The 26071-nt window shown below is 56.2% G+C and carries 24 protein-coding genes; 7 read left to right on the top strand and 17 right to left on the bottom strand.

Annotated elements, in window-relative coordinates; genetic code table 11:
- Positions 1 to 10: 10 nt before the first annotated feature.
- From pflB to ACF8PE_RS15330, 3 genes are all read left to right on the top strand, one after another.
- The gene (pflB, locus tag ACF8PE_RS15340; protein WP_117386354.1) at positions 11 to 2305 is read left to right on the top strand and encodes a formate C-acetyltransferase; all 2295 of its coding nucleotides are present in this window, start codon (positions 11 to 13) and stop codon (positions 2303 to 2305) included.
- A 344-nt stretch (positions 2306 to 2649) separates the two neighbouring features.
- Entirely contained in the window at positions 2650 to 3981 is a 1332-nt protein-coding gene (locus tag ACF8PE_RS15335) for an amino acid permease (RefSeq protein ID WP_032614345.1), read from the top strand.
- 21 nt (positions 3982 to 4002) lie between these two features.
- Entirely contained in the window at positions 4003 to 5307 is a 1305-nt protein-coding gene (locus ACF8PE_RS15330) for a serine dehydratase subunit alpha family protein (RefSeq protein WP_191152178.1), read from the top strand.
- A 38-nt stretch (positions 5308 to 5345) separates the two neighbouring features.
- Here ACF8PE_RS15330 and ACF8PE_RS15325 read toward each other — a convergent pair whose 3' ends face one another.
- A complete protein-coding gene (locus ACF8PE_RS15325) occupies positions 5346 to 6047 on the bottom strand; it encodes a pirin family protein (RefSeq protein WP_392495052.1) in 702 nt (233 codons plus the stop codon).
- A 104-nt stretch (positions 6048 to 6151) separates the two neighbouring features.
- On the opposite strand from ACF8PE_RS15325, the gene yhaJ reads away from it, so the two are divergent.
- Positions 6152 to 7048 carry a DNA-binding transcriptional regulator YhaJ gene (gene yhaJ, locus ACF8PE_RS15320; protein WP_032614339.1) on the top strand — a complete coding sequence of 299 codons (897 nt, stop codon included), beginning with the start codon at positions 6152 to 6154 and terminating at the stop codon, positions 7046 to 7048.
- A gap of 39 nt (positions 7049 to 7087) precedes the next feature.
- On the opposite strand, the gene ACF8PE_RS15315 is transcribed toward yhaJ, so the two are convergent.
- From ACF8PE_RS15315 to ACF8PE_RS15265, 11 genes are all read right to left on the bottom strand, one after another.
- A complete protein-coding gene (locus ACF8PE_RS15315) occupies positions 7088 to 7453 on the bottom strand; it encodes a DUF805 domain-containing protein (RefSeq protein ID WP_032614337.1) in 366 nt (121 codons plus the stop codon).
- A 107-nt stretch (positions 7454 to 7560) separates the two neighbouring features.
- On the bottom strand, positions 7561 to 8547 hold the full coding sequence (locus ACF8PE_RS15310; RefSeq protein WP_032614335.1) for a glutathione S-transferase family protein: 987 nt from the start codon (positions 8545 to 8547) through the stop codon (positions 7561 to 7563).
- A 65-nt stretch (positions 8548 to 8612) separates the two neighbouring features.
- Positions 8613 to 9005 carry a DoxX family protein gene (locus ACF8PE_RS15305; protein ID WP_032614333.1) on the bottom strand — a complete coding sequence of 131 codons (393 nt, stop codon included), beginning with the start codon at positions 9003 to 9005 and terminating at the stop codon, positions 8613 to 8615.
- 222 nt (positions 9006 to 9227) lie between these two features.
- Positions 9228 to 9542 (bottom strand): YqjK-like family protein, encoded by a 315-nt coding sequence (locus ACF8PE_RS15300; protein ID WP_032614331.1) that lies wholly within the window; start codon positions 9540 to 9542, stop codon positions 9228 to 9230.
- The gene (locus tag ACF8PE_RS15295; protein ID WP_032614329.1) at positions 9539 to 9937 is read right to left on the bottom strand and encodes a phage holin family protein; all 399 of its coding nucleotides are present in this window, start codon (positions 9935 to 9937) and stop codon (positions 9539 to 9541) included. Before ACF8PE_RS15295 ends, ACF8PE_RS15300 begins: the two co-directional genes overlap by 4 nt.
- Before the next feature lie 2 nt (positions 9938 to 9939).
- Positions 9940 to 10245, bottom strand: a complete 306-nt coding sequence (locus ACF8PE_RS15290; protein WP_032614327.1) for a YqjD family protein — start codon at positions 10243 to 10245, stop codon at positions 9940 to 9942.
- Positions 10246 to 10273: 28 nt separating this feature from the next.
- Entirely contained in the window at positions 10274 to 10642 is a 369-nt protein-coding gene (locus ACF8PE_RS15285) for a DUF1090 domain-containing protein (protein ID WP_103792803.1), read from the bottom strand.
- A 155-nt stretch (positions 10643 to 10797) separates the two neighbouring features.
- Entirely contained in the window at positions 10798 to 11178 is a 381-nt protein-coding gene (gene mzrA, locus ACF8PE_RS15280) for an EnvZ/OmpR regulon moderator MzrA (RefSeq protein WP_032614323.1), read from the bottom strand.
- Between the two features lie 4 nt (positions 11179 to 11182).
- Positions 11183 to 11845: a DedA family general envelope maintenance protein YqjA gene (gene yqjA, locus ACF8PE_RS15275; RefSeq protein WP_392495051.1), complete on the bottom strand. Its 663-nt coding sequence runs from the start codon at positions 11843 to 11845 to the stop codon at positions 11183 to 11185.
- A 347-nt stretch (positions 11846 to 12192) separates the two neighbouring features.
- A complete protein-coding gene (gene exuR, locus ACF8PE_RS15270) occupies positions 12193 to 12969 on the bottom strand; it encodes a transcriptional regulator ExuR (protein WP_059307127.1) in 777 nt (258 codons plus the stop codon).
- Between the two features lie 175 nt (positions 12970 to 13144).
- Positions 13145 to 14443, bottom strand: coding sequence for an MFS transporter (locus tag ACF8PE_RS15265; protein ID WP_032614319.1), 1299 nt, complete (start codon positions 14441 to 14443; stop codon positions 13145 to 13147).
- A 479-nt stretch (positions 14444 to 14922) separates the two neighbouring features.
- Between ACF8PE_RS15265 and uxaC the strand changes: the two genes are divergently transcribed.
- Both uxaC and ACF8PE_RS15255 read left to right on the top strand, forming a co-directional pair.
- The gene (gene uxaC, locus ACF8PE_RS15260) at positions 14923 to 16335 is read left to right on the top strand and encodes a glucuronate isomerase (protein ID WP_392495050.1); all 1413 of its coding nucleotides are present in this window, start codon (positions 14923 to 14925) and stop codon (positions 16333 to 16335) included.
- A gap of 18 nt (positions 16336 to 16353) precedes the next feature.
- Positions 16354 to 17841 carry a UxaA family hydrolase gene (locus ACF8PE_RS15255; protein ID WP_392495049.1) on the top strand — a complete coding sequence of 496 codons (1488 nt, stop codon included), beginning with the start codon at positions 16354 to 16356 and terminating at the stop codon, positions 17839 to 17841.
- Positions 17842 to 17917: 76 nt separating this feature from the next.
- On the opposite strand, the gene sstT is transcribed toward ACF8PE_RS15255, so the two are convergent.
- The 4 genes from sstT to ACF8PE_RS15235 all read right to left on the bottom strand — a co-directional run bounded on the left by sstT (position 17918) and on the right by ACF8PE_RS15235 (position 22204).
- Entirely contained in the window at positions 17918 to 19159 is a 1242-nt protein-coding gene (sstT, locus tag ACF8PE_RS15250) for a serine/threonine transporter SstT (protein ID WP_032614314.1), read from the bottom strand.
- 240 nt (positions 19160 to 19399) lie between these two features.
- The gene (locus ACF8PE_RS15245; RefSeq protein ID WP_059307130.1) at positions 19400 to 20368 is read right to left on the bottom strand and encodes a TerC family protein; all 969 of its coding nucleotides are present in this window, start codon (positions 20366 to 20368) and stop codon (positions 19400 to 19402) included.
- 278 nt (positions 20369 to 20646) lie between these two features.
- The gene (locus ACF8PE_RS15240) at positions 20647 to 21645 is read right to left on the bottom strand and encodes a Gfo/Idh/MocA family protein (protein ID WP_032614310.1); all 999 of its coding nucleotides are present in this window, start codon (positions 21643 to 21645) and stop codon (positions 20647 to 20649) included.
- Positions 21646 to 21715: 70 nt separating this feature from the next.
- Complete coding sequence (locus ACF8PE_RS15235) at positions 21716 to 22204, bottom strand: YgjP-like metallopeptidase domain-containing protein (protein ID WP_032614308.1); 489 nt, start codon at positions 22202 to 22204, stop codon at positions 21716 to 21718.
- 210 nt (positions 22205 to 22414) lie between these two features.
- On the opposite strand from ACF8PE_RS15235, the gene rlmG reads away from it, so the two are divergent.
- Complete coding sequence (gene rlmG, locus ACF8PE_RS15230; RefSeq protein ID WP_117386357.1) at positions 22415 to 23551, top strand: 23S rRNA (guanine(1835)-N(2))-methyltransferase RlmG; 1137 nt, start codon at positions 22415 to 22417, stop codon at positions 23549 to 23551.
- Positions 23552 to 23813: 262 nt separating this feature from the next.
- Here the strand turns inward: rlmG and ACF8PE_RS15225 are convergent, their stop codons facing one another.
- A complete protein-coding gene (locus tag ACF8PE_RS15225; protein ID WP_392495048.1) occupies positions 23814 to 25835 on the bottom strand; it encodes an FAD-dependent oxidoreductase in 2022 nt (673 codons plus the stop codon).
- Positions 25836 to 26071: the final 236 nt, after the last annotated feature.

Here is a 26071-nt window from a genome sequence, read left to right as displayed (position 1 = left end):
AGAGAACATCATGAAGGTAACGATTGATACCCGTGTCGCCCCCTACAGCGACGCGTGGGCCGGCTTTTGCGGTAATGACTGGCAAAACAGCATTAACGTGCGCGATTTCATTCAGCATAACTATACCCCTTATGAAGGCGACGAAGCCTTCCTGGCCCCGGCGACGCCTGCCACTACGGCGCTGTGGCAGAAGGTGATGGAAGGCATCCGTCAGGAAAATGCCACCCATGCGCCAGTGGACTTTGACCTCAACGTGGCAACCACCATCACCGCGCACGGGCCGGGCTATATCGATAAAGAACGCGAAAAAGTGGTCGGTCTGCAAACGGATAAGCCGCTCAAGCGGGCGCTGCACCCCTACGGCGGGATCAATATGATCCGCAGCTCGTTTGAAGCCTACGGCCGTGAAATGGATCCGCAGTTCGAATACCTGTTCACCCATCTGCGTAAAACCCACAATCAGGGCGTTTTTGACGTCTATTCGCCAGAGATGATGCGCTGTCGCAAATCGGGTGTCCTCACTGGCCTGCCGGATGGCTACGGTCGCGGGCGTATAATTGGCGACTATCGCCGGGTGGCGCTGTACGGCATCAGTTATCTGGTGCGCGAGCGTGAACTGCAATTTGCCGATCTTCAGCCCCGCCTGGAGCGCGGGGAAGATCTGGAGGGGACGATCCGCCTGCGGGAAGAGTTAGCCGAGCATAAACGTGCCCTGCTACAAATCCAGCAGATGGCGGCAAGCTACGGATACGACATCTCCCGTCCGGCCATGAACGCGCAGGAGGCGGTGCAGTGGCTCTACTTCGCCTACCTCGCGGCGGTGAAATCGCAGAACGGCGGGGCGATGTCGCTGGGCCGCACGGCCACCTTCCTCGATATCTATATTGAACGCGACATGCAGGCAGGGCGGCTGAATGAGATCCAGGCCCAGGAGCTGATCGACCACTTCATCATGAAGATCCGCATGGTGCGCTTCCTGCGCACCCCGGAGTTCGACACGCTGTTCTCGGGGGATCCGATCTGGGCGACGGAGGTGATCGGCGGGATGGGGCTGGATGGCCGCACGCTGGTCAGCAAAACGTCGTTCCGCTACCTGCACACGCTCCACACTATGGGGCCTGCACCTGAGCCGAACCTGACCATCCTGTGGTCCGAACGGCTGCCGATCGCCTTTAAGAAATACGCCTCCGGGATGTCGATCGCCACGTCGTCATTGCAGTACGAAAACGACGATCTCATGCGGGTGGATTTTGACAGCGATGATTACGCCATCGCCTGCTGCGTCAGCCCGATGGTGATCGGCAAGCAGATGCAGTTCTTTGGCGCACGCGCAAACCTGGCCAAAACGCTGCTGTACGCCATTAACGGCGGGGTAGATGAGAAGCTGAAAATCCAGGTCGGCCCGAAAACCGCGCCGCTGCTGGACGACGTGCTGGACTACGACACCGTCATGGCGAGTCTGGATCACTTTATGGACTGGCTGGCAGTGCAGTACGTCAGTGCCCTGAACCTGATCCACTATATGCACGACAAATACAGTTACGAAGCCTCATTGATGGCGCTGCACGACCGCGATGTGCATCGCACCATGGCGTGCGGCATGGCTGGCCTTTCCGTGGCCGCGGATTCCCTGTCCGCTATCAAATACGCGACCGTCAAACCGGTGCGCGACCACACGGGGCTGGCGGTCGATTTCGTCATCGAAGGCGAGTACCCCCAGTACGGCAACAACGATGACCGTGTGGACAGTATTGCCTGCGACCTGGTTGAGCGTTTTATGAAGAAGATCCAGGCCCTGCCGACGTACCGCAATGCGGTGCCGACGCAGTCGATCCTGACCATTACCTCCAACGTGGTGTACGGTCAAAAGACCGGGAACACGCCGGATGGTCGTCGTGGCGGCACGCCGTTTGCGCCAGGGGCCAACCCGATGCACGGGCGCGACCGCAAGGGCGCTGTGGCCTCACTGACCTCCGTGGCGAAGCTGCCATTCACCTACGCCAAAGACGGTATTTCGTACACCTTCTCCATTGTGCCGCAGGCGCTGGGCAAAGACGAAGGGGTGCGCAAAACCAACCTGGTGGGCTTGCTGGACGGTTACTTCCATCATGAAGCGTCTGTCGAAGGAGGGCAGCACCTGAACGTCAATGTCATGAACCGGGAGATGCTGATGGATGCGATTGCACATCCTGAGAACTACCCGAACCTGACGATCCGCGTCTCGGGCTACGCAGTGCGGTTTAACGCCCTGACGCGCGAGCAACAGCAGGATGTGATCTCCCGTACCTTCACTCACACGATGTGAGCCAATCCCGGCCCCCGGAGCAGCATGCCGGGGGCCGGGCGCAAATCGTCAAGGCAATGGGGTATTTAGGTTTAAGGCCAAAATTCTTCCCGCGCATGTCGCGGGTTTTTTATTTCTTGAAGTACGTCACAATGAGAAAAAAGGGCATTATTTTCCTATAATAAAGAGTAGTTTTTTCTTCCGCCTCAGAAAAACCTGATTAATGTTGTGACTTTTTTCTCCGTCTCTCTCGCTATGATCTTTCCATTCCAATAACACGCACCTGCACCTCTCTGACTCATTATCGCTGATGAGCGGATACCCATAAAAATAACTGTCCACCCTACAAAATAAGCGAGAGCCTAATGGATACGGCGACAAACAGCAGCGTGATTGTGAACGACTCCCCGGCGGCAAGACGGGCAGGAATGAGTGAGCGTGAATGGCAGGAGGCCATTAAATTCGACAGTAATGACACCGGTTGGGTCATCATGAGTATTGGGATGGCCATTGGCGCGGGCATTGTTTTTCTTCCGGTGCAGGTTGGCCTGATGGGGCTATGGGTTTTTCTTCTCTCTTCAGTTATCGGCTATCCTGCCATGTATCTGTTCCAGCGGTTGTTTATTAACACGCTGGCGGAATCACCGGAGTGCAAAGATTACCCCAGCGTGATTAGCGGCTATTTAGGCAAAAACTGGGGCATCTTATTAGGGGCACTCTATTTTGTGATGCTGGTTATCTGGATGTTCGTCTACTCCACTGCCATCACCAACGACAGCGCATCCTATCTACAGACCTTCGGCATCACTGACGGTCTGCTGTCAGAGAACCCCTTCTATGGCTTATTCCTGATCTGTATCCTGGTGGCGATCTCGTCGCGCGGGGAAAAAATGCTGTTCAAAGTGTCCAGCCTGATGGTGCTCACCAAACTGCTGGTAGTGGCGGCGTTAGGATTGTCGATGATCGGCATGTGGCATCTTTATAATACTGGCACCTTGCCGCCGATGGGGCTGTTGATCAAAAACGCCATTATTACGCTGCCCTTTACCTTAACCTCCATTCTGTTTATCCAGACCCTCAGTCCGATGGTGATCTCCTACCGCTCACGCTCGAAGTCGATCGAAGTGGCGCGGTACAAAGCCCTGCGGGCGATGAATATCGCGTTTGGCATTCTGTTTGTGACCGTCTTTTTCTATGCGGTTTCGTTCACCCTGGCGATGGGGCATGACGAAGCGGTCAAAGCCTATGAGCAAAATATCTCTGCCCTGGCGATTGCCGCGCAGTTTATCAGCGGTGACGGCGCGGGCTGGGTCAAAATCGTCAGCGTGGTGCTGAATATTTTTGCGGTGATGACCGCCTTCTTTGGCGTCTATCTCGGCTTTCGCGAGGCCACCCAGGGGATCGTCATGAATATCCTGCGTCGCAAAATGCCAGCCGAAAAAATCAATGAACGTACCGTACAGCGCGGCATTATGGTCTTCGCCATTCTGCTGGCCTGGAGCGCCATCGTATTAAACGCGCCGGTGCTGAGCTTCACCTCTATTTGTAGCCCTATTTTTGGCATGGTGGGCTGCTTAATTCCGGCGTGGCTGGTCTACAAAGTCCCTGCGCTGCACAAATATAAAGGCGTCTCGCTGGCGATTATCATCATCACCGGACTGCTGCTTTGTGTTTCTCCTTTCCTCGCTTTTTCCTGAGGCGCAACGAAGGTCGTAACGATGTCTGAGCAAATGAATCCTTTATGGAACCTGTTAATTCACGCGGTGCAGGAAGAGGTTAAACCTGCATTAGGATGCACTGAGCCTGTCTCGCTGGCGCTGGCCTGTGCCATTGCGGCTGAACAGTTGAGCGGGGAGATTACGCATATCGAGGCGTGGGTTTCACCCAATTTAATGAAAAATGGACTGGGTGTGACGGTGCCTGGCACCGGAATGGTGGGGCTGCCGATTGCTGCCGCGCTGGGCGCAATCGGTGGCAATGCCCGGGGCGGGCTGGAGGTGTTAAAAGACGCCTCTGGCGCGGCCATCGCCCGGGCGAAAGCGTTACTCGCGGCCGGAAAGGTGCAGGTGAAATTGCAGGAACCCTGCGACGAGATCCTCTATTCCCGCGCCCGTGTTTATGCCGGGGAGAGATCGGCAAGCGTCACCATTGCGGGAGGCCATACCCGGGTGGTGCATATCGACTGCCAGGGTGAAACCCGTTTCAGGCTCGAGGAGCAACCGGAATGTCGCACAGACGATCCGCTGACGATGCTGTCGCGCACCACGCTGTCGCAGATCCTGGAGTTTGTTGAGCAGGTTCCGTTCCCGGCGATCCGTTTTATTCTGGAGGCGGCGCGCCTGAACGATGCGCTGTCCCGGGAGGGATTAACCGGCAACTGGGGATTACATATCGGCGCGACCTTGCAGAAACAGCAGGCACGTGGCTTTGTCGCTCAGGGGTTAGGATCGGCGATTGTGATCCGCACCAGCGCCGCGTCGGATGCCCGCATGGGCGGAGCGACGCTGCCCGCCATGAGCAATTCCGGGTCGGGTAATCAGGGGATCACGGCCACCATGCCCGTGCTGGTGGTGGCTGAGCATGTTCAGGCTGATGACGAAAAACTGGCGCGGGCGCTGATGCTTTCGCACCTGTCGGCGATTTACATCCACTACCAGCTTCCTCGTTTGTCGGCGCTGTGTGCGGCCACCACTGCCGCCATGGGCGCGGCAGCAGGCATGGCATGGCTACTGGATGGCCGTTATAAGGCTATCGCGATGGCGATAAGCAGTATGATTGGTGATGTCAGCGGGATGATCTGTGACGGGGCGTCTAACAGCTGTGCCATGAAGGTATCAACCAGCGTGGGCAGCGCCTGGAAGGCAGTGTTGATGGCGCTCGATGACTCAGCTGTCACCGGCAACGAAGGGATCGTGGCGCAGGATGTTGAACAGTCCATTGCCAATCTTTGCTCACTGGCGTGCCGTTCGATGCAGGCGACCGACCGGCAGATTATCGAAATCATGGCGCAGAAGGCGTCCTGATATAACGCTCCTCTCTCCTGACAGAGAGAGGAGACGTTTTACACCGGCAAATCTATCAGCAATGCGCGCAAAGGCGTATCGGCGACCAGCGTGACATTTGCTTCGTCGCGGATAAATGCTCCATCCCCACAGGTCAAAGCTTCCCGCTCTTCAGCTGGCGTCAACGCATGCACCGTACCATGAATGGATTGCAGATAGGCGCGTGGGCCATGCAGCTGAAAACTCAGACGTTCCCCTTTATCCAGCGCGATATGATGCAACCAAATCTTCTGGCGTAACTGCAAACTCCCTGCAGTGCCGTCGGGGGAGGCCAGCAGTTGCTGCTTACCATCCTGCAGGTCGATCTTCTGCAGCGGTGGATTTTCACGCTCCGGGCAGGCATCCAGCCACAGCTGGATCCGCGTCAGCGTCTTATCTTTGCTGAGATTGTGCTCGCTATAGCTAATGCCTGGCTGGGTGGCAATCAGCAATGCTTCACCGGCTTTCGCCTGGACATGGTTGCCCTCGCTGTCGCGATACTCTGCTTCGCCTTCAAGAATCAGGTTCAGGATATCCACTTTCGGATAGGTACGCGGCTGGAACGAGGCCCCGGGTGCGAGTACCTCCTGATTCAGTACACGCAAAGAGGCATAGCCCAGCAGTTTCGGGTCAAAGTAGTGTCCAAAGGAAAAGGTGTAGCGGGCCTGCAGCCAACCGAAATCGGCTTTTCCGCACTGTTTGGCTGTTCTTGTCGTAATCATAAACTTGACCTCTCTTTACACTAAAACAATGGTAAAGGTATGGACGCTGCATTGTTAGCCAGATATTCTGCCCGGTATGTTCAAATTTCCTGAATGAGAACGCCATGGCTAAAGAGAGAGCATTGACCCTTGAAGCACTGCGGGTGATGGACGCAATCGATCGACGCGGTAGCTTCGCTGCAGCAGCAGACGAACTTGGGCGCGTGCCATCTGCCCTGAGCTACACCATGCAGAAGCTGGAAGAAGAGCTGGATGTGGTGCTGTTTGACCGCTCCGGTCATCGAACAAAATTCACTAACGTAGGGCGAATGCTGCTGGAGCGCGGCCGCGTGCTGCTGGAAGCGGCAGATAAACTGACTACCGACGCCGAAGCGCTGGCCCGCGGCTGGGAAACGCACCTGACGCTGGTCACCGAGGCGCTGGTGCCCACCACTGCGCTCTATCCGCTGGTGGATCGCCTGGCAGAGAAAGCCAACACTCAGCTGTCGATCATCACCGAGGTGCTCGCCGGGGCGTGGGAACGTCTGGAGCAGGGCCGGGCCGATATTGTGATCGCGCCGGACATGCACTTCCGCTCCTCATCCGAGATCAACTCCCGCAAGCTCTATAAAGTGCTGAATGTGTACGTGGCGGCCCCGGATCATCCGATCCATCAGGAGCCAGAACCCCTGTCGGAAGTGACCCGCGTAAAATATCGCGGCGTGGCGGTGGCAGATACCGCCCGCGAACGTCCGGTGTTAACCGTTCAGCTGCTGGACAAGCAGCCGCGTCTTACCGTCAGTACTCTGGAAGACAAGCGTCAGGCGTTGCTGGCCGGACTGGGCGTGGCCACCATGCCGTATCCTTTTGTGGAAAAAGATATTGCCGAAGGACGGCTGCGGGTGGTTAGCCCGGAGTACACCAGTGAAGTGGATATCATTATGGCGTGGCGTCGTGACAGCATGGGTGAAGCCAAATCCTGGTGTCTGCGTGAGATCCAGAAACTGTTCGTTCAGAAGTAATCTTTACGCCCGGCAAGCGCAGCGCCGCCGGGCAATTTCTCACTCGTTTCGCAGCGGATCCGGCCCGAAACGGTTTTCACCGGGGGTTCCGCGCTGGCAGTTGAAGATCAGGATAACCAGCCAGCCGAGCACCGGGATCAGCACCAACAACAGCCACCACGCCGACCTGTCGGTATCATGTAACCGGCGAAACAGCACCGCCCACCCCGGGATCAGCACCAGCAGGCCATACACCGTGGTGAGAATGCCTTCGCCGCCAGCCCTCTCCCAGCCCAGCATTTTGTCGATCAGTCCCAGCACGCAAATCAGAATGAAGTTCACCAGCGTAAACATCCAGAACTCTTTACGGCGGGCACGACCTTTAAACCCAACATAATTTCGCAGTACTTTGAGATACCAGTCCATTTTACAAGGCCTCAGCAGCAATTAATCACTTGTTTTCTAAGGGATCAAATAAAGCATAGACGGGAATAAAAGAGGGGTAAAGGGCGCCTGAGAAGCGCCCCTGGGGTTTAGCCGAAACGCGCGTCGCGACCGTGTGGTTCAGTCAGATCCTGCCACGGGCCAATGGAGATGATGCCCGTCGGGTTGATGGTTTTATGGCTGCGGTAATAGTGGTTACGGATGTGGTCAAAATCGACCGTCTCCGCAATCCCCGGCATCTGATAGATGTCACGCAGGAAACCGTACAGGTTGAGGTAATCGCTGATCCGGTGTTTGTCGCATTTAAAGTGGGTCACGTAAACCGGGTCAAAACGCACCAGGGTGGTCCACAAACGAATATCGGCTTCGGTCAGCTGGTCGCCGGTCAGATAGCGGTGTTGACCGAGGATCTGCTCCAGGCGCTCCAGCGATGCAAAGACGTTGTTCACGGCTTCGTCGTAAGCTTCCTGGCTGGTGGCAAATCCGGCCTTGTAGACACCATTGTTAACGTTGTCGTAGATCCAGCTGTTTAGGTCATCAATTTTTTCGCGCAGCGCTGGCGGATAATAATCGCCGGCCCGGGCGCCGTGAGCATCAAACGCGGTGTTGAACATGCGGATGATCTCTGCCGATTCATTGCTGACAATGGTCTGATTTTTTTTGTCCCACAGTACCGGAACGGTGACCCGGCCAGTGTAGTGAGGATCGGCGCGCAGATAGAGCTGATAAAGAAAATCATGGTGATAGAGCGAATCGCCGGTGGCTGCCGGGAAATCGTTGCCGAAGGTCCAGCCGTTTTCCAGCATCAACGGATGCACGACTGACACGGGGATCAGTGATTCCAGTCCCTTCAGGGCGCGAACGATCAGTGTGCGGTGCGCCCATGGGCAGGCAAGCGAAACATAGAGATGGTAACGATCCTTCTCTGCTGCAAAGCCACCTTCGCCGCTCGGGCCAGGCGCGCCGTCGGCGGTAAGCCAGTTACGGAAGGCCGAAACGGAGCGCTTAAAGCGTCCCCCGGTGGATTTGGTGTCATACCAGGTATCCTGCCAGACGCCGTCTACGAGTTGTCCCATCTTTTCCTCCTTAGATAGCAAAAGCGAGGAGATATCTCCTCGCTTTTTGATTCAGTATAGCGTGCTTACCACTTCTTATTCAGAACGCGGTCAATGCTGTATGCACCCGGCCCGGTGATGGCCAGCAGCAGGTAACCGCCTGCGATGGTCAGGTTTTTCATGAACATCAGAGAGTTCACGCCTTCCGCAAAGTTGCTGTGGAACAGGAACGCGGTCAGCAGGGTGAAGCCTGCGGTAAACAGCGCCGTGGTGCGGGTCAGGAAACCGAACAGAATCGCCAGACCACCGCCAAGCTCAAGCAGAATGGTCAGCGGCAGCAGGAACCCCGGAACGCCCATCGCTTCCATGTACTGTTGCGTCCCGGCATAACCACCGATTTTGCCCCAGCCTGCAGTAATAAACAGGATTGGCATCAGGATACGCGCAACCAATACACCAACATCTTCTAATTTTTTCATGTTACTCTCCAGGGAACCACTTGGGCTGTAAATACTCTTTTATGTGCAAAATCGGGCGTATGCCGCGGTCTCGCTGTCGATGGAGAGAATCATAAACGTGGCGAAGGGCGATTGTTAGCAAGGAAAACTGTCAATCTTTATCAAAGATATTGAGCAAGAAGGGGCGGCGTAAAAAAAGTAAAGCGCCAGAAGGCGCTTTACCGGGTGAGGCAGAGAGTAACGTCAGTGCGCGTCGGATTTGCGTAACTGCTGCTGACTGATGGTCGACTTAACCAGCTTCCAGGCACTCCAGATACCAAAGCCACGGCGCGCCCAGCGGATCAGCCTGTTCGGATGTCGGACTGCCCGCACCGCCAGAATGCTGCTCCCTACCAGTGCCCAGGCACGGAGGCTCAGGAACGTATTCCAGCCACGATCGTAAGCGTGGGTCACCGCCAGCCAGTCACGGCTACTCGCTGACAGATCAATCCGTTGCTGCTGGATTTTGCTCAGCAAAAATGCCTTCTCTCGCTGACGTTCTGATCTGCTTCTGCTCACTTTTTCTCATCCTCCAGCAATGACCGATCGTTGGCCAGTTCCTTACGGGTATGATGGAGCAGGGTGGAGTGGCGCACTTTGCGCATCGTCCAGATGCCACCTATCAGGGCGGCAAGCAGCAGTACCACGGTTGTGCCAATCATCACATTCAGGCGGTACTGCGGATCGACTGCCCAGATAATCAATACCATAAGGCTCATCAGGCCAAAAGCGGCGAAGAGCATGGTCAACCCCAACATCAGTAGCAGCTGGAAGAGGTTTGCTTTCTCTTCTTCCAGTTCAACCACTGCCAGGCGAATACGCGTCTCCGCGATGCCGACGAGAGTGGTTAAAATCCGCTGTCCGATACCGAGGACGTTTTTTGCGGGCCCTTGTGGTTGACGTGAATCTTCCATAATTAACGTCGCGTCAGGAGCATGCCGATGACGACGCCCACCGCAGCACCGATACCTACCCCGGCCCACGGATTTTCACGGACGTACTCATCGGCGCGCGCAGCGGCTTCACGGGTCTGTTTCGCCAGCACATCGCTGGTTTCGCCCAGACGGTAGCGGCTCTCATGCAGGGCCTGCTCCGCTTTATTGCGCAGTTTACTCAGCTCTTCTTTCGACTTACTGCTCGAGGAGCTCAGCACCTCTTCCAGGGTATCCGCCAGGGACTTTAGTTCAGCGCGTAAATGGTCTGACGTAGTATCTTTTGACATGATTCTCTCCTGTTAAGATGTCGTTAAATCAGTAATCGCGAGACTCCAGCGCTTTCAGCTCGTGCTCGGCTTCCTGCAATTTATTCTCACGTTTAGTAATCTTATCTGCATCGCCTTTCTCTTTTGCCTCCGCCAGATCGCGGCGGCGCTCAGCAATCTCCTCTTTCTGATCGGCAATCTTGCGCTGATGATCGGCACGCAGCTTGCTGTCTGAACAGTTAGCTTGAACTTCGCTAAGAGCCTTCTTCAGCCCATTGATTCGATTCTGATTGTTATGCTTTTCAGCGTAGCTGATCTCGCGTTGAATATCCTTTTCCTTCTCCAGACAGAGAGAAGACGCGAACGATGCTGCACTCAAAGAAAAAAGGGCGAGGCCCAGGGCGATGCGGTAATTCATTATGAAAACCTTCCATTGTTTTTCGACATAACCAGCGGGAATGTCGGTTTCCAGAATCGTGCGGAGTACGAGTGGGAGGTGCTCCGCGTACTTAAGCATAGTAAGTAAACGGTGATATCACCAAAGTGAGTGAAAAGATTCAGAATAGTGGAAATTTAGCCTAACAGACGCGAGGTATCACGCAGACGCGTGAGCCAGAGGACTGCCTGATTATTATCATCCTGTTGAGCAATGATATAACCGTGCAGGCTGCGGTCGAGCACCTTCTTCGCTGCGGCGCTCTGCACGCTGGAGTCGAAAGTGATCAGCAGCACGTCGTTCTGCGGGGTAATGCTCTTAAACTGAATGCCGTTTGCATCCAGATGATGCCAGATAGAGAAGCCATCGGGCATGGTGGTGCCCTGATTAACGGACCGGATAGCTAACGTCGATTCCTGCTTTTGCAGCGCCGCCCAGGCCAGCAACAAGGCGCTGAACATCATCAGCGCAACGATGGCGTAAGAGAGACGGCGCAGTGACGGGGTTGAATTGTTCATCACCTTAACCCTGACTTCCGTGTTTTTTCTTCCACAACACCACCAGCGAGCCAATCAGGCCGAACACCAGTAGCACCACAGGCAGCAGCATCAGGCAGGACATAAGCTGGTCTTCGTACTTCAGGAAGACCGACGTTTTGCCGAGCAGATAACCAAGAGTCGTCAGGATCAGCACCCACAGCAGGCCACTCATCCAGTTGAAGAACTGAAAACGCGTGCTGCTGAGACCGGAAAGCCCGGCAATGGTTGGCAGCAGGGTACGGACAAAAGCGATAAAGCGGCCGACCAGCAGCGCAGAAAGCCCGTGCTTGTGGAACAGATGATGCGCTCGCTGGTGATAGTGTGCCGGGAGATGGGAAAGCCAGTTTTGCACGATGCGCGTATTGCCAAGCCATCGCCCCTGGATATAGCTCAGCCAGCAGCCGAGGCTGGCAGCAATGGTCAGCAGCAGGACGGTTTGCGGGAATTGCATTGCCCCTTTTGCACAGAGCACGCCCACCAGCACCAGCAGGCTATCGCCAGGCAGGAAGGCGGCAGGCAGCAGACCGTTTTCAAGAAACAGAATCATAAACAGGACAAAATAGAGCATGCCAATCATGGAAGGATTGGCCAGCGTTTCGAAATCCTGAGCCCATAAGGCATTCAGTAGTTGGGTCAAAAGTTCCATTCAGTATTCCTGAAAATCGGTTAACGGCACGCCTGTCAACCGGGTCAAACAGCACGGCGACATTTTTTATAATTTCATTATGGTCGCTCGCGGACACGAGTACGTGGCCAGAACTGTTCCCTGTTAAGTGGCAAAGTAAGCAAGCACTAACTAACTAAACGGCTAAATGCATCTAATTGTAACAAAGCCAGAAGGGATCCGTCACAGTATTTGCATTATTCCAGAATTGATTTTGGCTTAACCCAGGGAGGGGACGCGAGGTCTTTTACAAACGCTGACACTCTAAAGGTTTACTTACCCACCTCAGCGGGAAGGCGCAGCGAAGCGCCTGCTCGTGGAAAAGAAAACTATTTTACCTGACTGACCGCGGTATCGAGATGAACCACCGGATTTTCGGCAAAAAGATAGCGGTCGGCATTAAATTCGAAGTCATCACTGGTTTCATTGAACAGCATCTGCTTGGTGTTCTCGAGGTGCTGCCACATCGCCACTTTTGCCGCATGCGGGTCTTTACGGATCAACGCCTTGAGGATCTGGTCGTGATCGTCACACCAGTTATCCACGGTACGAGAATCGATATGATCGTGCAGTTTTTTCCAGTACGGGTTGTGAACGCGCTGAGTCCACATTTTTTCGACGATTGCGGCCAGGGCGCTATTTTGGGTGGCGAGGGCTACCTGAACATGAAACTGTAAATCCCACTCGGAGTCGCGGAAACATTTTTCTTTACGCGCGTTATCCTGGATCTCCATCAGCTTCATGATGTCCTGCTTGGTCACCTGGGTGGCGGCAAACTCTGCGATATTGCTTTCGATAAGCTGACGGGCCTGGAGCAACTCAAAGGGACCATAGTTGGCAAATTCAAGATTCTCGTCCGGCACCGGGGAGTGTTTTGCCTGGCTGGAGATGACATGAATACCCGATCCTTTACGCACTTCAACATAGCCTTCGACTTCCAGCATGATGATGGCTTCACGAACCACGGTGCGGCTTACGCTCTTTTCATCCGCGATAAAACGCTCGGCAGGTAATTTGTCCCCCACCAGATAAACGCCTTGCTCGATGCGAGCTTTCAGCTCAGCAGCCAGCTGCTGATAAAGGCGACGGGGTTCGTTGATTTCCATATGCGCTCCAGGCAGGGTATGGCTAATGATTTGTTATACCACTTTTAGCTGTTTCTCTCCAGATTTGACCCGCAAAAAAGCCGCCCGGAGGCGGCCTTTTCATTGCCGGGCGGACCCGGTCTGTCTGTTTTATCTACCCGTGTCAGCGTCAGCCTCGCCGGGCAAAGACTACAGACTAACTCTGTGTGACCGGCCTTCCAACCGACTCTTGCAGCAACTCATCCGCAGATTTGTTTTTCAGCACCGTCCAGATAAGCACTGCACCCATCAGGTCGAAGACAGCCAGTACTGCGAACAGCGGGCTGAAGCCGATGGTGTCAGCCAGCGCACCTACCACCAGAGCAAAGAGGGTACTGGCGGTCCAGGCAGCCATCCCGGTCAGGCCGTTAGCGGTCGCCACTTCATTACGGCCGAAGACGTCTGAAGAGAGGGTAATCAGCGCACCGGACAGCGACTGGTGAGCAAAACCACCGATACACAGCAGACCGATAGCCACGTATGGGCTGGTGAACAGGCCGATCATCCCTGGGCCAATCATCAGCACGGCACCCATGGTCACCACCATTTTACGGGAGACGATCAGGTTCACGCCAAACCAGCGCTGGAACAGCGGTGGCAGGTAGCCGCCAACGATACAACCCAGGTCAGCAAACAGCATTGGCATCCAGGCGAACATGGCGATCTCTTTCAGGTTAAAGCCGTAGACTTTAAACATGAACAGTGGGATCCAGGCGTTGAAAGTACCCCATGCTGGCTCTGCCAGGAAACGTGGCAGGGCGATACCCCAGAACTGACGGGTACCCAGGATCTGCAGGACAGACATCTTCTTGCCGTTGTTGGTCTGGTGTTGAGACTCCTGGCCGCCAATGATGTAGTCACGTTCTTCATTAGAGAGTTTCTTTTGATCGCGTGGATGCTTGTAGAAGATCAGCCAGGCCATAGCCCAGGCGAAGCTCAGCACGCCGGAGAGGATAAACGCCAGCTGCCAGCTGTGCATCACGATAGCCCATACCACCAGCGGCGGAGCAATCATCGCACCAATAGAAGAACCCACGTTGAAGTAGCCCACTGCGATAGAACGCTCTTTCGCCGGGAACCACTCGGATGCCGCTTTCAGACCCGCAGGGATCATCGCAGCTTCTGCCGCACCGACTGCGCCACGGGCCAGCGCCAGGCCGCCCCAGCTACCTGCCAGTGCGGTTGCGCCGCAGAAGATAGCCCATGTAACGGCGAAGACCGCGTAGCCAACTTTCGTCCCCAGAATATCCAGCACGTAGCCCGCTACCGGCTGCATGATGGTATAAGCCGCGGAGTAAGCCGCGATAATGTAGGAGTATTGTTGCGTGGAGATATGTAGCTCTTCCATCAGCGTCGGCGCAGCCGCCGCTATGGTGTTACGCGTCAGGTAGCCCAGCACGGTGCCAAGCGTCACCAGTGCGATCATGTACCAACGTAACCCTTTAATTTTACGCATGTAAAACCTCATCGTTATGTTATTGCCGCACCGGAGTACGGGCATCTCTACGGCAGGCGTGAGATGTTTATCAACGGGAGGGCGTTACCGGGATTACTCCCGGAACGGCCCGAACCTTGCCATAAGTAAACGTGCATAAGTCGGTATCCTTACCGCTGAGTCCGATGCCTTTGGCACCGGTAACGCAATCCGTCGGCTTATAATTTGCGACGGCGAAACGATAACTTGTCATACAGCTTTAAAAGGTGAGTGACATCACAAAAGTGTCAATATTTGTAAGGTCAATGTTTCCGCTCTGCCAGGCCAGAGCTGGCGCGGTGTTGAGCGACATTTACCACTTTGGACGTATATTATTTGTCGACGTTTATTGATCTAACTCACGAAAAAATCATCGGCCTCTGGAAATTGGTGTGATAACTTTGCAGCATCTGAACATCACTTTTCTGACGCACTCGTAAGCTCGTAAGAGGAAGACGATAATGACCCCGTTTATGACTGAAGATTTCCTGTTAGATACCGACTTTGCCCGCCGCCTGTACCACGATTACGCAAAAGACCAGCCGATTTTCGACTACCACTGCCATCTTCCGCCGCAGCAGGTTGCCGAAAATTACCGCTTCAAAAACCTGTATGACATCTGGCTGAAAGGTGACCACTACAAGTGGCGCGCCATGCGCACGAACGGCGTGGCGGAACGCCTCTGTACTGGCGATGCCTCCGATCGCGAAAAATTCGACGCCTGGGCCGCCACCGTCCCGCACACCATTGGTAACCCGCTGTACCACTGGACCCATCTGGAGCTGCGCCGTCCGTTTGGCATCACCGGCAAGCTGCTCTCTCCGGCAACGGCGGATGAGATCTGGAACGAATGCAATGAACTGCTGGCGCAGGACAAATTCTCTGCCCGCGGCATCATGAAGCAGATGAACGTCAAGATGGTCGGCACCACCGACGATCCTGTTGACTCTCTGGAGCATCACGCCGTTGTCGCCCAGGACAGCTCTTTTGACGTCAAAGTGCTGCCAAGCTGGCGCCCGGATAAAGCGTTCAACATTGAGCTGGCGACCTTTGCCGACTACATGGCGAAGCTGAGTGAAGTCTCCGATACCGAGATCCGCCGTTTCAACGATCTGCAAACCGCGCTGACGAAGCGCCTGGACCACTTTGCGGCGCACGGCTGTAAAGTCTCTGACCATGCCCTGGACGTGGTGCTGTTTGCGGAAGCGAACGAAGCCGAACTGGACAGCATTCTGGCGCGTCGTCTGGCGGGTGAAAGCCTGAACGAACACGAAGTGGCGCAGTTCAAAACCGCGGTACTGGTCTGGCTGGCGGCAGAATATGCCCGTCGCGGCTGGGTGCAGCAGTACCACATCGGCGCGCTGCGCAATAACAACCTGCGCCAGTTCAAACTGCTGGGTGCTGATGTTGGTTTCGACTCCATCAACGACCGTCCACTGGCGGAAGAGCTGTCAAAACTGCTGAGCAAACAGAACGAAGAGAACCTGCTGCCGAAAACCATCCTCTACTGCCTGAACCCACGCGATAACGAAGTGCTGGGCACCATGATCGGCAACTTCCAGGGCGAAGGGATGCCAGGCAAGATGCAGTTTGGTTCCGGCTGGTGGTTCAACGACCAGAAAGATGGCATGGAGCGTCAGATGACGCAGCTGGCGCAGCTCGGTCTGCTGAGCCGCTTTGTGGGGATGCTGACCGACAGCCGTAGCTTCCTGTCTTACACTCGCCATGAATATTTCCGCCGCATTTTGTGCCAGATGATTGGCCGCTGGGTCACCGCGGGCGAAGCCCCGGCCGACATCCAGCTGCTGGGCGAAATGGTGAGAAACATCTGCTTTAACAACGCACGCGACTACTTCGCTATTGAACTGAACTAAGGCCTTCTGAGGGTTGATATGCAATACATCAAGATCCATTCGCTGGATAACGTAGCGGTCGCGCTGGCCGACCTGAGCGAAGGGCTGGAAGTGACGTTTGACAACCAGACCGTCACGCTGCGCCAGGACGTTGCGCGCGGGCACAAGTTCGCTCTGCAATCCATTGCCAAAGGGGAGAACGTCGTCAAATACGGTCTGCCTATCGGCCATGCGCTGGCGGATATCGCGGCGGGTGAGTTTATTCATTCTCACAATACGCGCACCAATCTGAGCGATCTGGATGAGTACAGCTATCAACCTGAGTTGCAGGCTGAAGGCAGCCAGGCGGCAGATCGTGATGTCCAGATCTACCGCCGTGCCAGCGGCGAGGTGGGGATCCGCAATGAACTGTGGATCCTGCCGACCGTCGGCTGCGTCAACGGCATTGCCCGTCAGATCCAGAGCCGGTTCCTGAAAGAGACCAATCAGACAGAGGGCACGGACGGCGTCCACCTGTTCAGCCACACCTATGGCTGCTCCCAGCTGGGGGACGATCACATCAACACCCGCACCATGCTGCAAAACATGGTACGTCACCCGAACGCCGGAGCGGTGCTGGTGATCGGCCTGGGCTGTGAGAACAACCAGGTCGATGCCTTCCGCGAAACGCTGGGGGACTTCGATCCGGCACGTGTGCACTTCATGGTGTGTCAGCATCAGGACGATGAAGTGGAAGCGGGCCTGGAGCATCTGCACCAGCTGTATGAAGTGATGCGCCACGACCAGCGCGAAGCGGGCAAGCTGAGCGAGCTGAAGTTTGGTCTGGAGTGCGGCGGCTCGGATGGGCTGTCCGGCATTACGGCTAACCCGATGCTGGGTCAGTTCTCCGATTACGTCATCAGCAACGGCGGCACTACCGTGCTGACCGAAGTGCCGGAGATGTTTGGTGCAGAGCGCATCCTGATGAGCCACTGCCGCGACGAAGCGACATTTGAAAAGACCGTCACCATGGTGAACGACTTCAAACAGTACTTTATCGCGCACAACCAGCCGATTTACGAAAACCCATCGCCGGGTAACAAAGCGGGCGGGATCACCACCCTCGAAGAGAAATCCCTCGGTTGCACCCAGAAAGCGGGCGCCAGCCAGGTGGTGGACGTGCTGCGTTACGGCGAGCGGCTGCAAACCCACGGTCTGAACCTGTTAAGCGCCCCGGGCAACGATGCTGTCGCCACCAGCGCCCTGGCGGGTGCGGGCTGTCATATGGTGCTGTTCAGCACCGGTCGCGGCACACCGTACGGCGGCTTTGTGCCAACGGTGAAAATCGCCACCAACAGCGAGCTGGCTGCGAAGAAAAAGCACTGGATCGATTTTGACGCGGGCCAGCTGATCCATGGCAAAGCCATGCCGCAGCTGTTAACGGAGTTTGTGGATGTGATTGTTGATATCGCCAACGGCAAACAGACCTGCAACGAGAAAAACGACTTCCGCGAGCTGGCGATCTTTAAGAGTGGTGTAACGCTGTAAGTGTGTTTGCCGGGCGGCACTGCGTTTGCCTGGCTTATGATAGTAAAAGGCCCGGTCACTGACCGGGCCTTTTTTATTAGCTGCGCAGCGCGTTTTTCGCCAGACGCGCATCTTCAGCCTGACAGGCTGCGGCGGTAAACAGCACGTCAGTCGAGGAGTTCAGCGCCGTTTCGCAGGAGTCCTGCAGCACGCCAATGATAAAGCCCACCGCCACCACCTGCATGGCCACCTCATTCGGGATACCGAACATATTACAGGCCAGCGGGATCAGCAGCAGCGAACCGCCTGCCACACCCGATGCGCCACAGGCGCACAGCGATGCCACGACGCTCAACAGCAGCGCAGTAAGCAGATCCACAGGGATACCCAGGGTATGCACCGCCGCTAAGGTCAGCACGGTGATGGTGATCGCCGCACCTGCCATATTGACGGTCGCACCCAGCGGAATGGAGACGGAGTAAGTATCACGATCCAGGTTCAGCTTCTCGGCCAGCGCCATGTTCACCGGAATGTTTGCCGCAGAGCTGCGGGTGAAGAAGGCGTACACGCCGCTCTCACGCAGGCAGGTCAGCACCAGCGGATACGGGTTACGGCGGATCTGCCAGAACACCAGCAGCGGGTTGATCACCAGCGCCACCAGCAGCATACAGCCGACAAGCACAACCAGCAGCTGCGCGTAGCCCCACAGCGCGTCAAAACCGGTCGTCGCCAGGGTGGAGGAGACCAGGCCGAAGATCCCGATGGGCGCAAAGCGGATCACCAGTTTCACCATAAAGGTCACCGCGTTGGACATATCGTTCACCAGGTTTTTGGTGGTCTCGTTACCGTGGCGAAGCGCGAAGCCCAGACCAATCGCCCAGACCAGGATGCCGATGTAGTTGGCATTCATCAGCGCCGTGATGGGGTTGGATACCATGCTCATCAACAGGCCGCGCAGCACTTCCACAATGCCGGACGGTGGTGTGATATCACCGGCCGCGCTGGTCAGATGCAGCGTGGATGGGAACAGGAAGCTGAATACCACCGCCGTCAGCGCGGCAGAGAAGGTGCCCAGAAGATACAGGAAGAGAATAGGGCGAATGTTAGTTTTTTGTCCGTGTTGGTGGTTGGCAATCGACGCCATCACCAACATCAGCACCAGTACCGGCGCGACGGCTTTCAGTGCGCCAACGAACAGGGTGCCGAGCAGTCCCGTGGCTTCAGCAGCAGGTTTTGACACCATAGCCAGCAGAATACCCAGTACCAACCCGACCAGAATTTGTTTAACGAGGCTGCCTTGCGCCAGGCGCGCGAACAGACCGCTTGATTGTGTGCTCATACGTTATTCCTGAGTGAAATTGCGTTCCATCCTGGATGTGCTCTTAGTCACATTTATGTCCGGATGTAAGTATTTGTTTGCCTGGTTGAGTATCAGGGAAAGCAGCGCAAGGCGGAAGAGTAAAATGCTGGATTTTACGTGTCACATCATATTTTTTAACTACTGCGTTACAAAAGTGTGTTCGCCCTCTCCCTGTGGGAGAGGGCCGGGGTGAGGGCATCAGACCGCACCAACCCCCCTTTACTGCATCTGCTGCTTCTTATCGTTCCGGTGGTTAACCCAGGCGTTGATAATCAGGGTCAGGACCAGGATGCCAAACACCACGCCCAGAGAGATGGCGATCGGGATATGGTAGAAATCGACAATCATCATCTTGATACCGATAAACACCAGGATCACCGACAGGCCGTACTTCAGCATGGTGAAGCGCTCCGCTACACCCGCCAGCAGGAAGTACATGGCACGCAGGCCGAGGATGGCAAACAGGTTCGACGTCAGCACGATGAACGGGTCAGTGGTCACCGCAAAGATCGCCGGGATGCTATCGACCGCGAAAATCACGTCGCTCAGCTCAACCATGATCAGCACCAGCAGCAGCGGCGTTGCGAAGAGCAGCCCGTTCTTACGCACAAAGAAGTGCTCGCTCTCGATGGTGTCGGTCATGCGCAGATGACCGCGGATCCAGCGCACCAGCGGCTTCTCGCCAATACCGGTTTCGTCTTCCTTCGCCAGCGCCATCTTCACACCGGTGAACAGCAGGAAGGCGCCGAAGATATAGAGCAGCCATTCGAACTGCGAAATCAGCCAGCTACCTGCGAAGATCATGATGGTACGCAGCACGATCGCGCCCAACACGCCATACACCAACACACGACGCTGCAAAGCAGCCGGTACGGCAAAGTAGCTAAACAGCATCAGCCAGACGAAAACGTTATCCACCGCGAGGGCTTTTTCAATCAGATAGCCGGTGAGGAAGGCCAGCGCCTGCGGATCGGCCACCGCGCGACCCTGAGTGACAGAGAGATACCACCAGAAGGCAGCACAGAAAAGCAAGGAGAGGGAGACCCACACCAGCGACCAGGCGGCCGCCTGTTTCATGGTCATGCCATGTGCGCCACGACGCCCCTGTAAAAAGAGATCGATCGCCAGCATGATCACGACCACGACTGCGAATCCGCCCCACATCAGCGGAGTACCGACAGTATTCATACAATTTTCCTTACGCGTAAAAAACAAAAACGGCTAGGGTCAGAAGACGATAGCCGTTGCGTTTTTTATGCATAGACCTCGCCTTCCGGCAAGGTCTCACTTACAACAAGAAAGGAATACGTTAATCGCATTCCTTTTTCGTTGCCCGGCGACCGGATGCGGTATTAAACGCATCGTAATGACGATCCACCGGCAAGGAAGTTACTCCCCTTTGCAAGTAACAAAATATGTCAGGCCATTGATTTCGTCAATGGCCTGCACGGATTCATTACACAGCTTTACGCGGTAACTTCTGCGTTCAGGCCATCCGCCGGGAATACCACCCCCGTCTGACGACGGATCTCGGTCTGCAGCTTCGCCGTGGTACGGCTCACCGCAAGGCCTGGATGGTTCACTTCCTGGGTTTCAACCAGACGCGCGAACACCTCTGCCTCATACAGCATAGTGTTGATATGTTGAGGCTGCGTCAGCTCCTGGGCTTTACCGCCGCGCGGCACGTAGCTCAGCTTCTGGCACTCGGAGATTTTCTCGATCACCAGCGAGCCGTTCTCGCCCTGGATTTCACTCGGCAGCACCGAATCGCTCACCTTGGAGTGCTGCAGCGTGACGCTGAAATCCCCGTAGTCCAGCACCACCAGACCGTGGGCATCCACGCCGCTCTCCAGCAGGCTGGCAGTAGCCTGAACCCCGTGCGGCTCGCCCCACAGCGCGACCGCCGAGGCCAGGCAGTAGAAGCCGATGTCCATAATCGAGCCATTAGAGAAGGCCGGATTAAAGGTGTTCGGATTCTCGCCGTCGAGATAACGCTGATAGCGTGACGAATACTGGCAGTAGTTAATAAAGGCTTTGCGCATGCGGCCCAGTTTGGGCAGCGACTGTTGCAGCAGCAGGAAATTGGGCAGGCTGGCGGTTTTGAAAGCTTCGAACAGCACAACCTGATTTTCCCGCGCCAGCTGAATGGCGGCTTCCACCTCATCGATATTCGAGGCCAGCGGTTTCTCGCAAATCACATGTTTTTTGTGGCTGAGGAACAGCGTCGTCTGCGGGAAATGCAGTGAATTTGGGCTGGCAATATAGACCGCGTCGATGGCATCGCTTTGCGCCATCGCCTCCAGAGAGGTAAACAGATGCTCGACGAGATAGTCGTTAGCAAAGGCCTGCGCCTGTTCAAGGCTGCGGGAATAGACTGCGGTAAGTTTATATTTGCCGGTCTCATGGGCGGCATCGACGAACTGACGCGTGATCCAGTTCGTCCCAATGACTGCGAAACGTATCATAAACGTTCACGAACTCCGTTGCTGGGAACCTGTTGCCACTGTAGCACGTGATAATGACAAAACTTGTGCGCTATAGCGATAAATGCGTCAGCCACAGGCGAGTATCAAACTCCAGCTGGTGGTATTGCGGCTCCATATGACAGCACAGGGAGTAGAACGCCTTGTCGTGTTCTTTCTCTTTCAGGTGTGCCAGCTCGTGAACCACAATCATGCGCAAAAAGGCTTCCGGCGCGTTGCGGAACACCGTCGCCACGCGGATCTCGGCTTTGGCTTTCAGTTTGCCGCCCTGCACGCGGGAGATGGCGGTATGCAGACCCAGCGCGTTTTTCAGCACGTGGATTTTGTTGTCGTACATCACCTTGTTGATCGGGGGCGCGCTCTTCAGATATCGGTTTTTCAGATCCTGCGTATACTGCCAGAGGGCTTTATCGGTCGCGAAATCGTGGGTTCCCGGATAGCGTTTTTCCAGCACCGCCCCCAGTTTTTGCTCGGCAATCAAGGTGCGGACCTGGGAAAGCAGATGCTCCGGGTAGCCCTGGAGATAAGTCAGCTGGTTCATTAAAGCCCCAAAATAATGTGAAAACAGGTATGCCCGTCATCCTTCACATTGCCTCTGTGTTGGCTGCGTCTGCTCACCCCTTTCACTGACTTGTGTCAGCGCCTGGGGATCCTCAGACTTGCTGCTTTAATGCAACGTGAATGATTTTGGGTATATACTCTCGCACCCTTTTCAGGGATAACGCCGAAATTTTACCATTCAGGAGGGCCGATGAGCCACTTAGACAACGGTTTCCGTTCACTCGACTTAAAACGTTTCCCGGAAACGGACGACGTTAACCCGCTTCAGGCGTGGGAAGCGGCGGATGAATATCTGCTGCAACAGTTGGATGACACTGAAATCAGCGGCCCGGTTCTGATCCTGAATGATGCTTTTGGCGCATTGGGTTGTGCGCTGGCCGAACACTCGCCTTACAGCATCGGTGATTCCTACCTGAGCGAGCTGGCGACGCGCGAGAATTTACGCCACAACGATATCGCTGAATCCAGCGTTAAGTTCCTCGACAGCACCGCGGAATACCCGCAGGCGCCAGGCGTCGTGCTGATTAAGATCCCAAAAACCATGGCGCTGCTGGAGCAGCAACTGCGTGCGCTGCGTAAGGTAGTGACGCCTGAGACGCGCATTATTGCCGGTGCCAAAGCGCGCGATATCCACACCTCGACGATTGCGCTGTTCGAGAAAGTGCTGGGGCCAACCACCACTACCCTGGCGTGGAAAAAAGCGCGCCTGATCAACTGTACGTTTAGTTCTCCACAGCTGGCTGACGCGCCGGAAACCCTGAGCTGGAAGCTGGAAGGCACCGACTGGACTATCCACAACCACGCGAACGTCTTCTCTCGCACCGGGCTGGACATCGGAGCGCGTTTCTTCATTGAACATCTGCCGGAAAACCTGGAAGGGGAGATCGTCGATCTCGGCTGCGGTAACGGGGTGATCGGTCTGACGTTGCTGGCGAAGAACCCGGAGGCCAGCGTGGTCTTTAGCGATGAATCGCCGATGGCGGTGGCATCCAGCCGCCTGAACGTGGAAACGAACATGCCAGAGGCGCTGGATCGCTGCGAGTTCATGATCAACAACGCGCTCTCCGGCGTGGAGCCATTCCGCTTCAACGCCGTGTTCTGTAACCCGCCGTTCCACCAGAAGCACGCCCTGACCGATAACGTTGCCTGGGAGATGTTCCACCACGCGCGCCGCTGCCTGAAGATCAACGGCGAGCTGTACATCGTGGCCAACCGCCACCTGGACTATTTCCACAAGCTGAAGAAGATTTTCGGCAACTGCACCACCGTGGCGACGAACAGTAAGTTCGTGGTGCTGAAAGCGGTGAAGCTGGGGCGTCGTCGGTAAGATTGTTTTTACCCTTCATCCCTTTACCCCTCACCCTAACCCTCTCCCCAGAGGGGAGAGGGGACTGATCGGTGCGGCCTTTTCCTGGGGAGAGGAAACCGTTCGGTGTGGCCTTTTTCCTGGGAGAGGAAACCGTTCGGTGCCGCCTTTTTCCTGGGAGGGGAAACCGTTCGGTGCCGCCTTTTTCCTGGGAGGGGAAACGGCTCGGGGCTATCTTTTCCGCCTCGCCCCTTTGGGGAGAGGGCCGGGGTGAGGGGCAAAATCAAATTTCAAGAGCCAGCGTCGTCCCCTGGGCAATCGCCCGCCTTGCATCCAGCTCCATCGCCACATCACACCCGCCAATCAGATGCACCGCCTTGCCCGCCTCGCGCAGCGGCTCAGCCAGATCGCGCTTCGGCTCCTGCCCGGCACACAGAATCACATGATCCACCGCCAGCAGCTGCGGTTCACCGCCGATCAGCACATGCAGCCCCTCGTCGTCGATCTTCTGATAACTCACGCCCGGGATCATCTTCACGCCGCGCGCGAGCAGGGTGGCGCGATGGATCCAGCCGGTGGTTTTCCCCAGCCCTTCGCCCGGTTTGCTGGCTTTGCGCTGCAACATCACTATCTGGCGCGGGCTTTTCGGCAGTTGCGGCCCTTCTGGCCGTAAACCGCCCACCTGATTCAGGCTGGTGTCGATACCCCACTCCTCGCAGAATTCCGCAATGTTCTGGCTGGTTGGCTCGCCCGACTGGCTCAGATACATGGCGGTATCAAACCCAATGCCGCCACAGCCGATAATCGCCACCTTATCACCCACCGGCGCTTTATCGCGTAGCACGTCGAGATAGCTCAGCACCTTAGGATGATCGATGCCGTCGATCGCCGGGGTACGCGGGGCGATCCCGGAGGCGAGGATCACCTCATCGAACTCCATAAGATCCGACGCATTCACAAAATGGTTCAGCCGCAGATCCACGCCCGTCAGGTCGATCATCCGGCGGTAGTAGCGCAGGGTTTCGTAGAACTCCTCTTTGCCGGGGATCTGTTTGGCGATATTAAATTGCCCACCGATCTCAGCCAGGGCATCAAAGAGCGTCACGCTGTGCCCGCGGGCGGCGGCATTCACCGCAAACGCCAGCCCGGCGGGGCCAGCGCCCACCACGGCGAGCCGTTTTTGGGTGACGGCAGGCGTGACGGGCATTTTGGTTTCATGGCAGGCGCGCGGGTTGACGAGACAAGAGGTGACTTTACCCACGAAGATCTGATCCAGACAGGCCTGGTTGCAGCCTATACAGGTGTTGATCTCATCCGCGCGACCGCTTTGCGCTTTAGAGAGGATCTCAGCATCGGCGAGGAATGGCCGCGCCATCGACACCATATCGGCATCGCCCTTCGCCAGCAGATCGTCTGCCACCTGGGGATCGTTAATGCGGTTGGTGGTCACCAGCGGGATCGACACCTTGCCTTTCAGCCTGCGCGTCACCCAACTGAATGCCGCCCGTGGCACCGGCGTGGCGATAGTCGGGATCCGCGCCTCGTGCCAGCCGATCCCGGTATTAATAATGGTTGCGCCTGCGGCTTCAATGGCCTGCGCCAGCTGGACGGTCTCCTCAAAGGTGCCGCCGCCTTCCACCAGGTCGAGCATCGACAGACGATAGACAATAATAAAATCGCTGCCGACACGTTCACGCACCGCACGCACCACTTCTACCGCAAAGCGCATCCGGCGGGCATAGTCGCCGCCCCATTCGTCCTCGCGCTGGTTAGTGCGCGCGGCGAGAAATTCGTTAATCAGATAGCCTTCGGAACCCATCACCTCTACGCCGTCGTAACCGGCTTCACGCGCCAGCGCAGCGCAGCGGGCAAAGTCATCAATCAGGGCGAGGATGTCATCATGGGTGAGGGCGTGGGGCGTAAAGCGGTTGATCGGGGCCTGGATCGCCGACGGCGCCACCAGGTTTGGCTGGTAGCTGTAGCGTCCGGTATGCAGAATTTGCAGGGCGATTTTGCCGCCCTCGTTGTGTACCGCGTCAGTCACGATCCGGTGGTGCGGCAGCTGTGCCACATCGTTCAGCATCGCGCCGCCCTCCATCGTCACGCCGGAGGAGGCAGGCGCGACGCCGCCAGTGACGATCAGCGCTACGCCGTGGCGCGCGCGTTCGGCATAAAACGCTGCCAGGCGCTCAGGGCCGTCCGGGCGCTCCTCCAGCCCGGTATGCATCGAGCCCATCAGCACGCGATTTTTGAGCGTGGTAAACCCCAGATCGAGGGGGGCGAATAGCGACGGGTAGCGGCTCATAGTCTCTTCCAGTGTTAATTTATTGTTATGTGGTCGGATGAGTTACTAATTTAGCCAGCAGCAGCAGAAAGGTAAAAGCGGGATCGAATGATTGTGATAGATCTCAAAGAACTTTGCCCCTCACCCCGGCCCTCTCCCCAAAGGGGCGAGGGGGAAAAGACCGCACCGAGCAGTTCGCTCTCCCGTATGGGCGAGGAGGGAAAGACCGCACCGAGCAGCTCCCTCTCCCTAAAGAG

The organism is Leclercia sp. GLN_9, assembly GCF_043105735.1.
Lineage (GTDB): Bacteria > Pseudomonadota > Gammaproteobacteria > Enterobacterales > Enterobacteriaceae > Enterobacter > Enterobacter adecarboxylatus.
The sequence above is the reverse complement of the archived record's forward strand: the minus strand, read 5'-3'. Positions and strand labels throughout refer to the sequence as shown.

Bases quoted from the DNA above. Each gene is read 5' to 3' on its own strand.
- rlmG (WP_117386357.1), top strand. From the start codon at position 22,415: ATGAGCCACTTAGACAACGGTTTCCGTTCACTCGACTTAAAACGTTTC.
- yhaJ (WP_032614339.1), top strand. From the start codon at position 6,152: ATGGCTAAAGAGAGAGCATTGACCCTTGAAGCACTGCGGGTGATGGAC.
- ACF8PE_RS15245 (WP_059307130.1), bottom strand. From the start codon at position 20,368: ATGAATACTGTCGGTACTCCGCTGATGTGGGGCGGATTCGCAGTCGTG.
- ACF8PE_RS15305 (WP_032614333.1), bottom strand. From the start codon at position 9,005: ATGAAAAAATTAGAAGATGTTGGTGTATTGGTTGCGCGTATCCTGATG.
- pflB (WP_117386354.1), top strand. From the start codon at position 11: ATGAAGGTAACGATTGATACCCGTGTCGCCCCCTACAGCGACGCGTGG.
- exuR (WP_059307127.1), bottom strand. From the start codon at position 12,969: ATGGAAATCAACGAACCCCGTCGCCTTTATCAGCAGCTGGCTGCTGAG.
- uxaC (WP_392495050.1), top strand. From the start codon at position 14,923: ATGACCCCGTTTATGACTGAAGATTTCCTGTTAGATACCGACTTTGCC.
- ACF8PE_RS15295 (WP_032614329.1), bottom strand. From the start codon at position 9,937: ATGGAAGATTCACGTCAACCACAAGGGCCCGCAAAAAACGTCCTCGGT.
- ACF8PE_RS15330 (WP_191152178.1), top strand. From the start codon at position 4,003: ATGTCTGAGCAAATGAATCCTTTATGGAACCTGTTAATTCACGCGGTG.
- ACF8PE_RS15285 (WP_103792803.1), bottom strand. From the start codon at position 10,642: ATGAATTACCGCATCGCCCTGGGCCTCGCCCTTTTTTCTTTGAGTGCA.
- ACF8PE_RS15315 (WP_032614337.1), bottom strand. From the start codon at position 7,453: ATGGACTGGTATCTCAAAGTACTGCGAAATTATGTTGGGTTTAAAGGT.
- sstT (WP_032614314.1), bottom strand. From the start codon at position 19,159: ATGAGCACACAATCAAGCGGTCTGTTCGCGCGCCTGGCGCAAGGCAGC.
- ACF8PE_RS15225 (WP_392495048.1), bottom strand. From the start codon at position 25,835: ATGAGCCGCTACCCGTCGCTATTCGCCCCCCTCGATCTGGGGTTTACC.
- ACF8PE_RS15335 (WP_032614345.1), top strand. From the start codon at position 2,650: ATGGATACGGCGACAAACAGCAGCGTGATTGTGAACGACTCCCCGGCG.
- ACF8PE_RS15325 (WP_392495052.1), bottom strand. From the start codon at position 6,047: ATGATTACGACAAGAACAGCCAAACAGTGCGGAAAAGCCGATTTCGGT.
- yqjA (WP_392495051.1), bottom strand. From the start codon at position 11,845: ATGGAACTTTTGACCCAACTACTGAATGCCTTATGGGCTCAGGATTTC.
- ACF8PE_RS15265 (WP_032614319.1), bottom strand. From the start codon at position 14,443: ATGCGTAAAATTAAAGGGTTACGTTGGTACATGATCGCACTGGTGACG.
- mzrA (WP_032614323.1), bottom strand. From the start codon at position 11,178: ATGAACAATTCAACCCCGTCACTGCGCCGTCTCTCTTACGCCATCGTT.
- ACF8PE_RS15290 (WP_032614327.1), bottom strand. From the start codon at position 10,245: ATGTCAAAAGATACTACGTCAGACCATTTACGCGCTGAACTAAAGTCC.
- ACF8PE_RS15255 (WP_392495049.1), top strand. From the start codon at position 16,354: ATGCAATACATCAAGATCCATTCGCTGGATAACGTAGCGGTCGCGCTG.
- ACF8PE_RS15310 (WP_032614335.1), bottom strand. From the start codon at position 8,547: ATGGGACAACTCGTAGACGGCGTCTGGCAGGATACCTGGTATGACACC.
- ACF8PE_RS15235 (WP_032614308.1), bottom strand. From the start codon at position 22,204: ATGAACCAGCTGACTTATCTCCAGGGCTACCCGGAGCATCTGCTTTCC.
- ACF8PE_RS15240 (WP_032614310.1), bottom strand. From the start codon at position 21,645: ATGATACGTTTCGCAGTCATTGGGACGAACTGGATCACGCGTCAGTTC.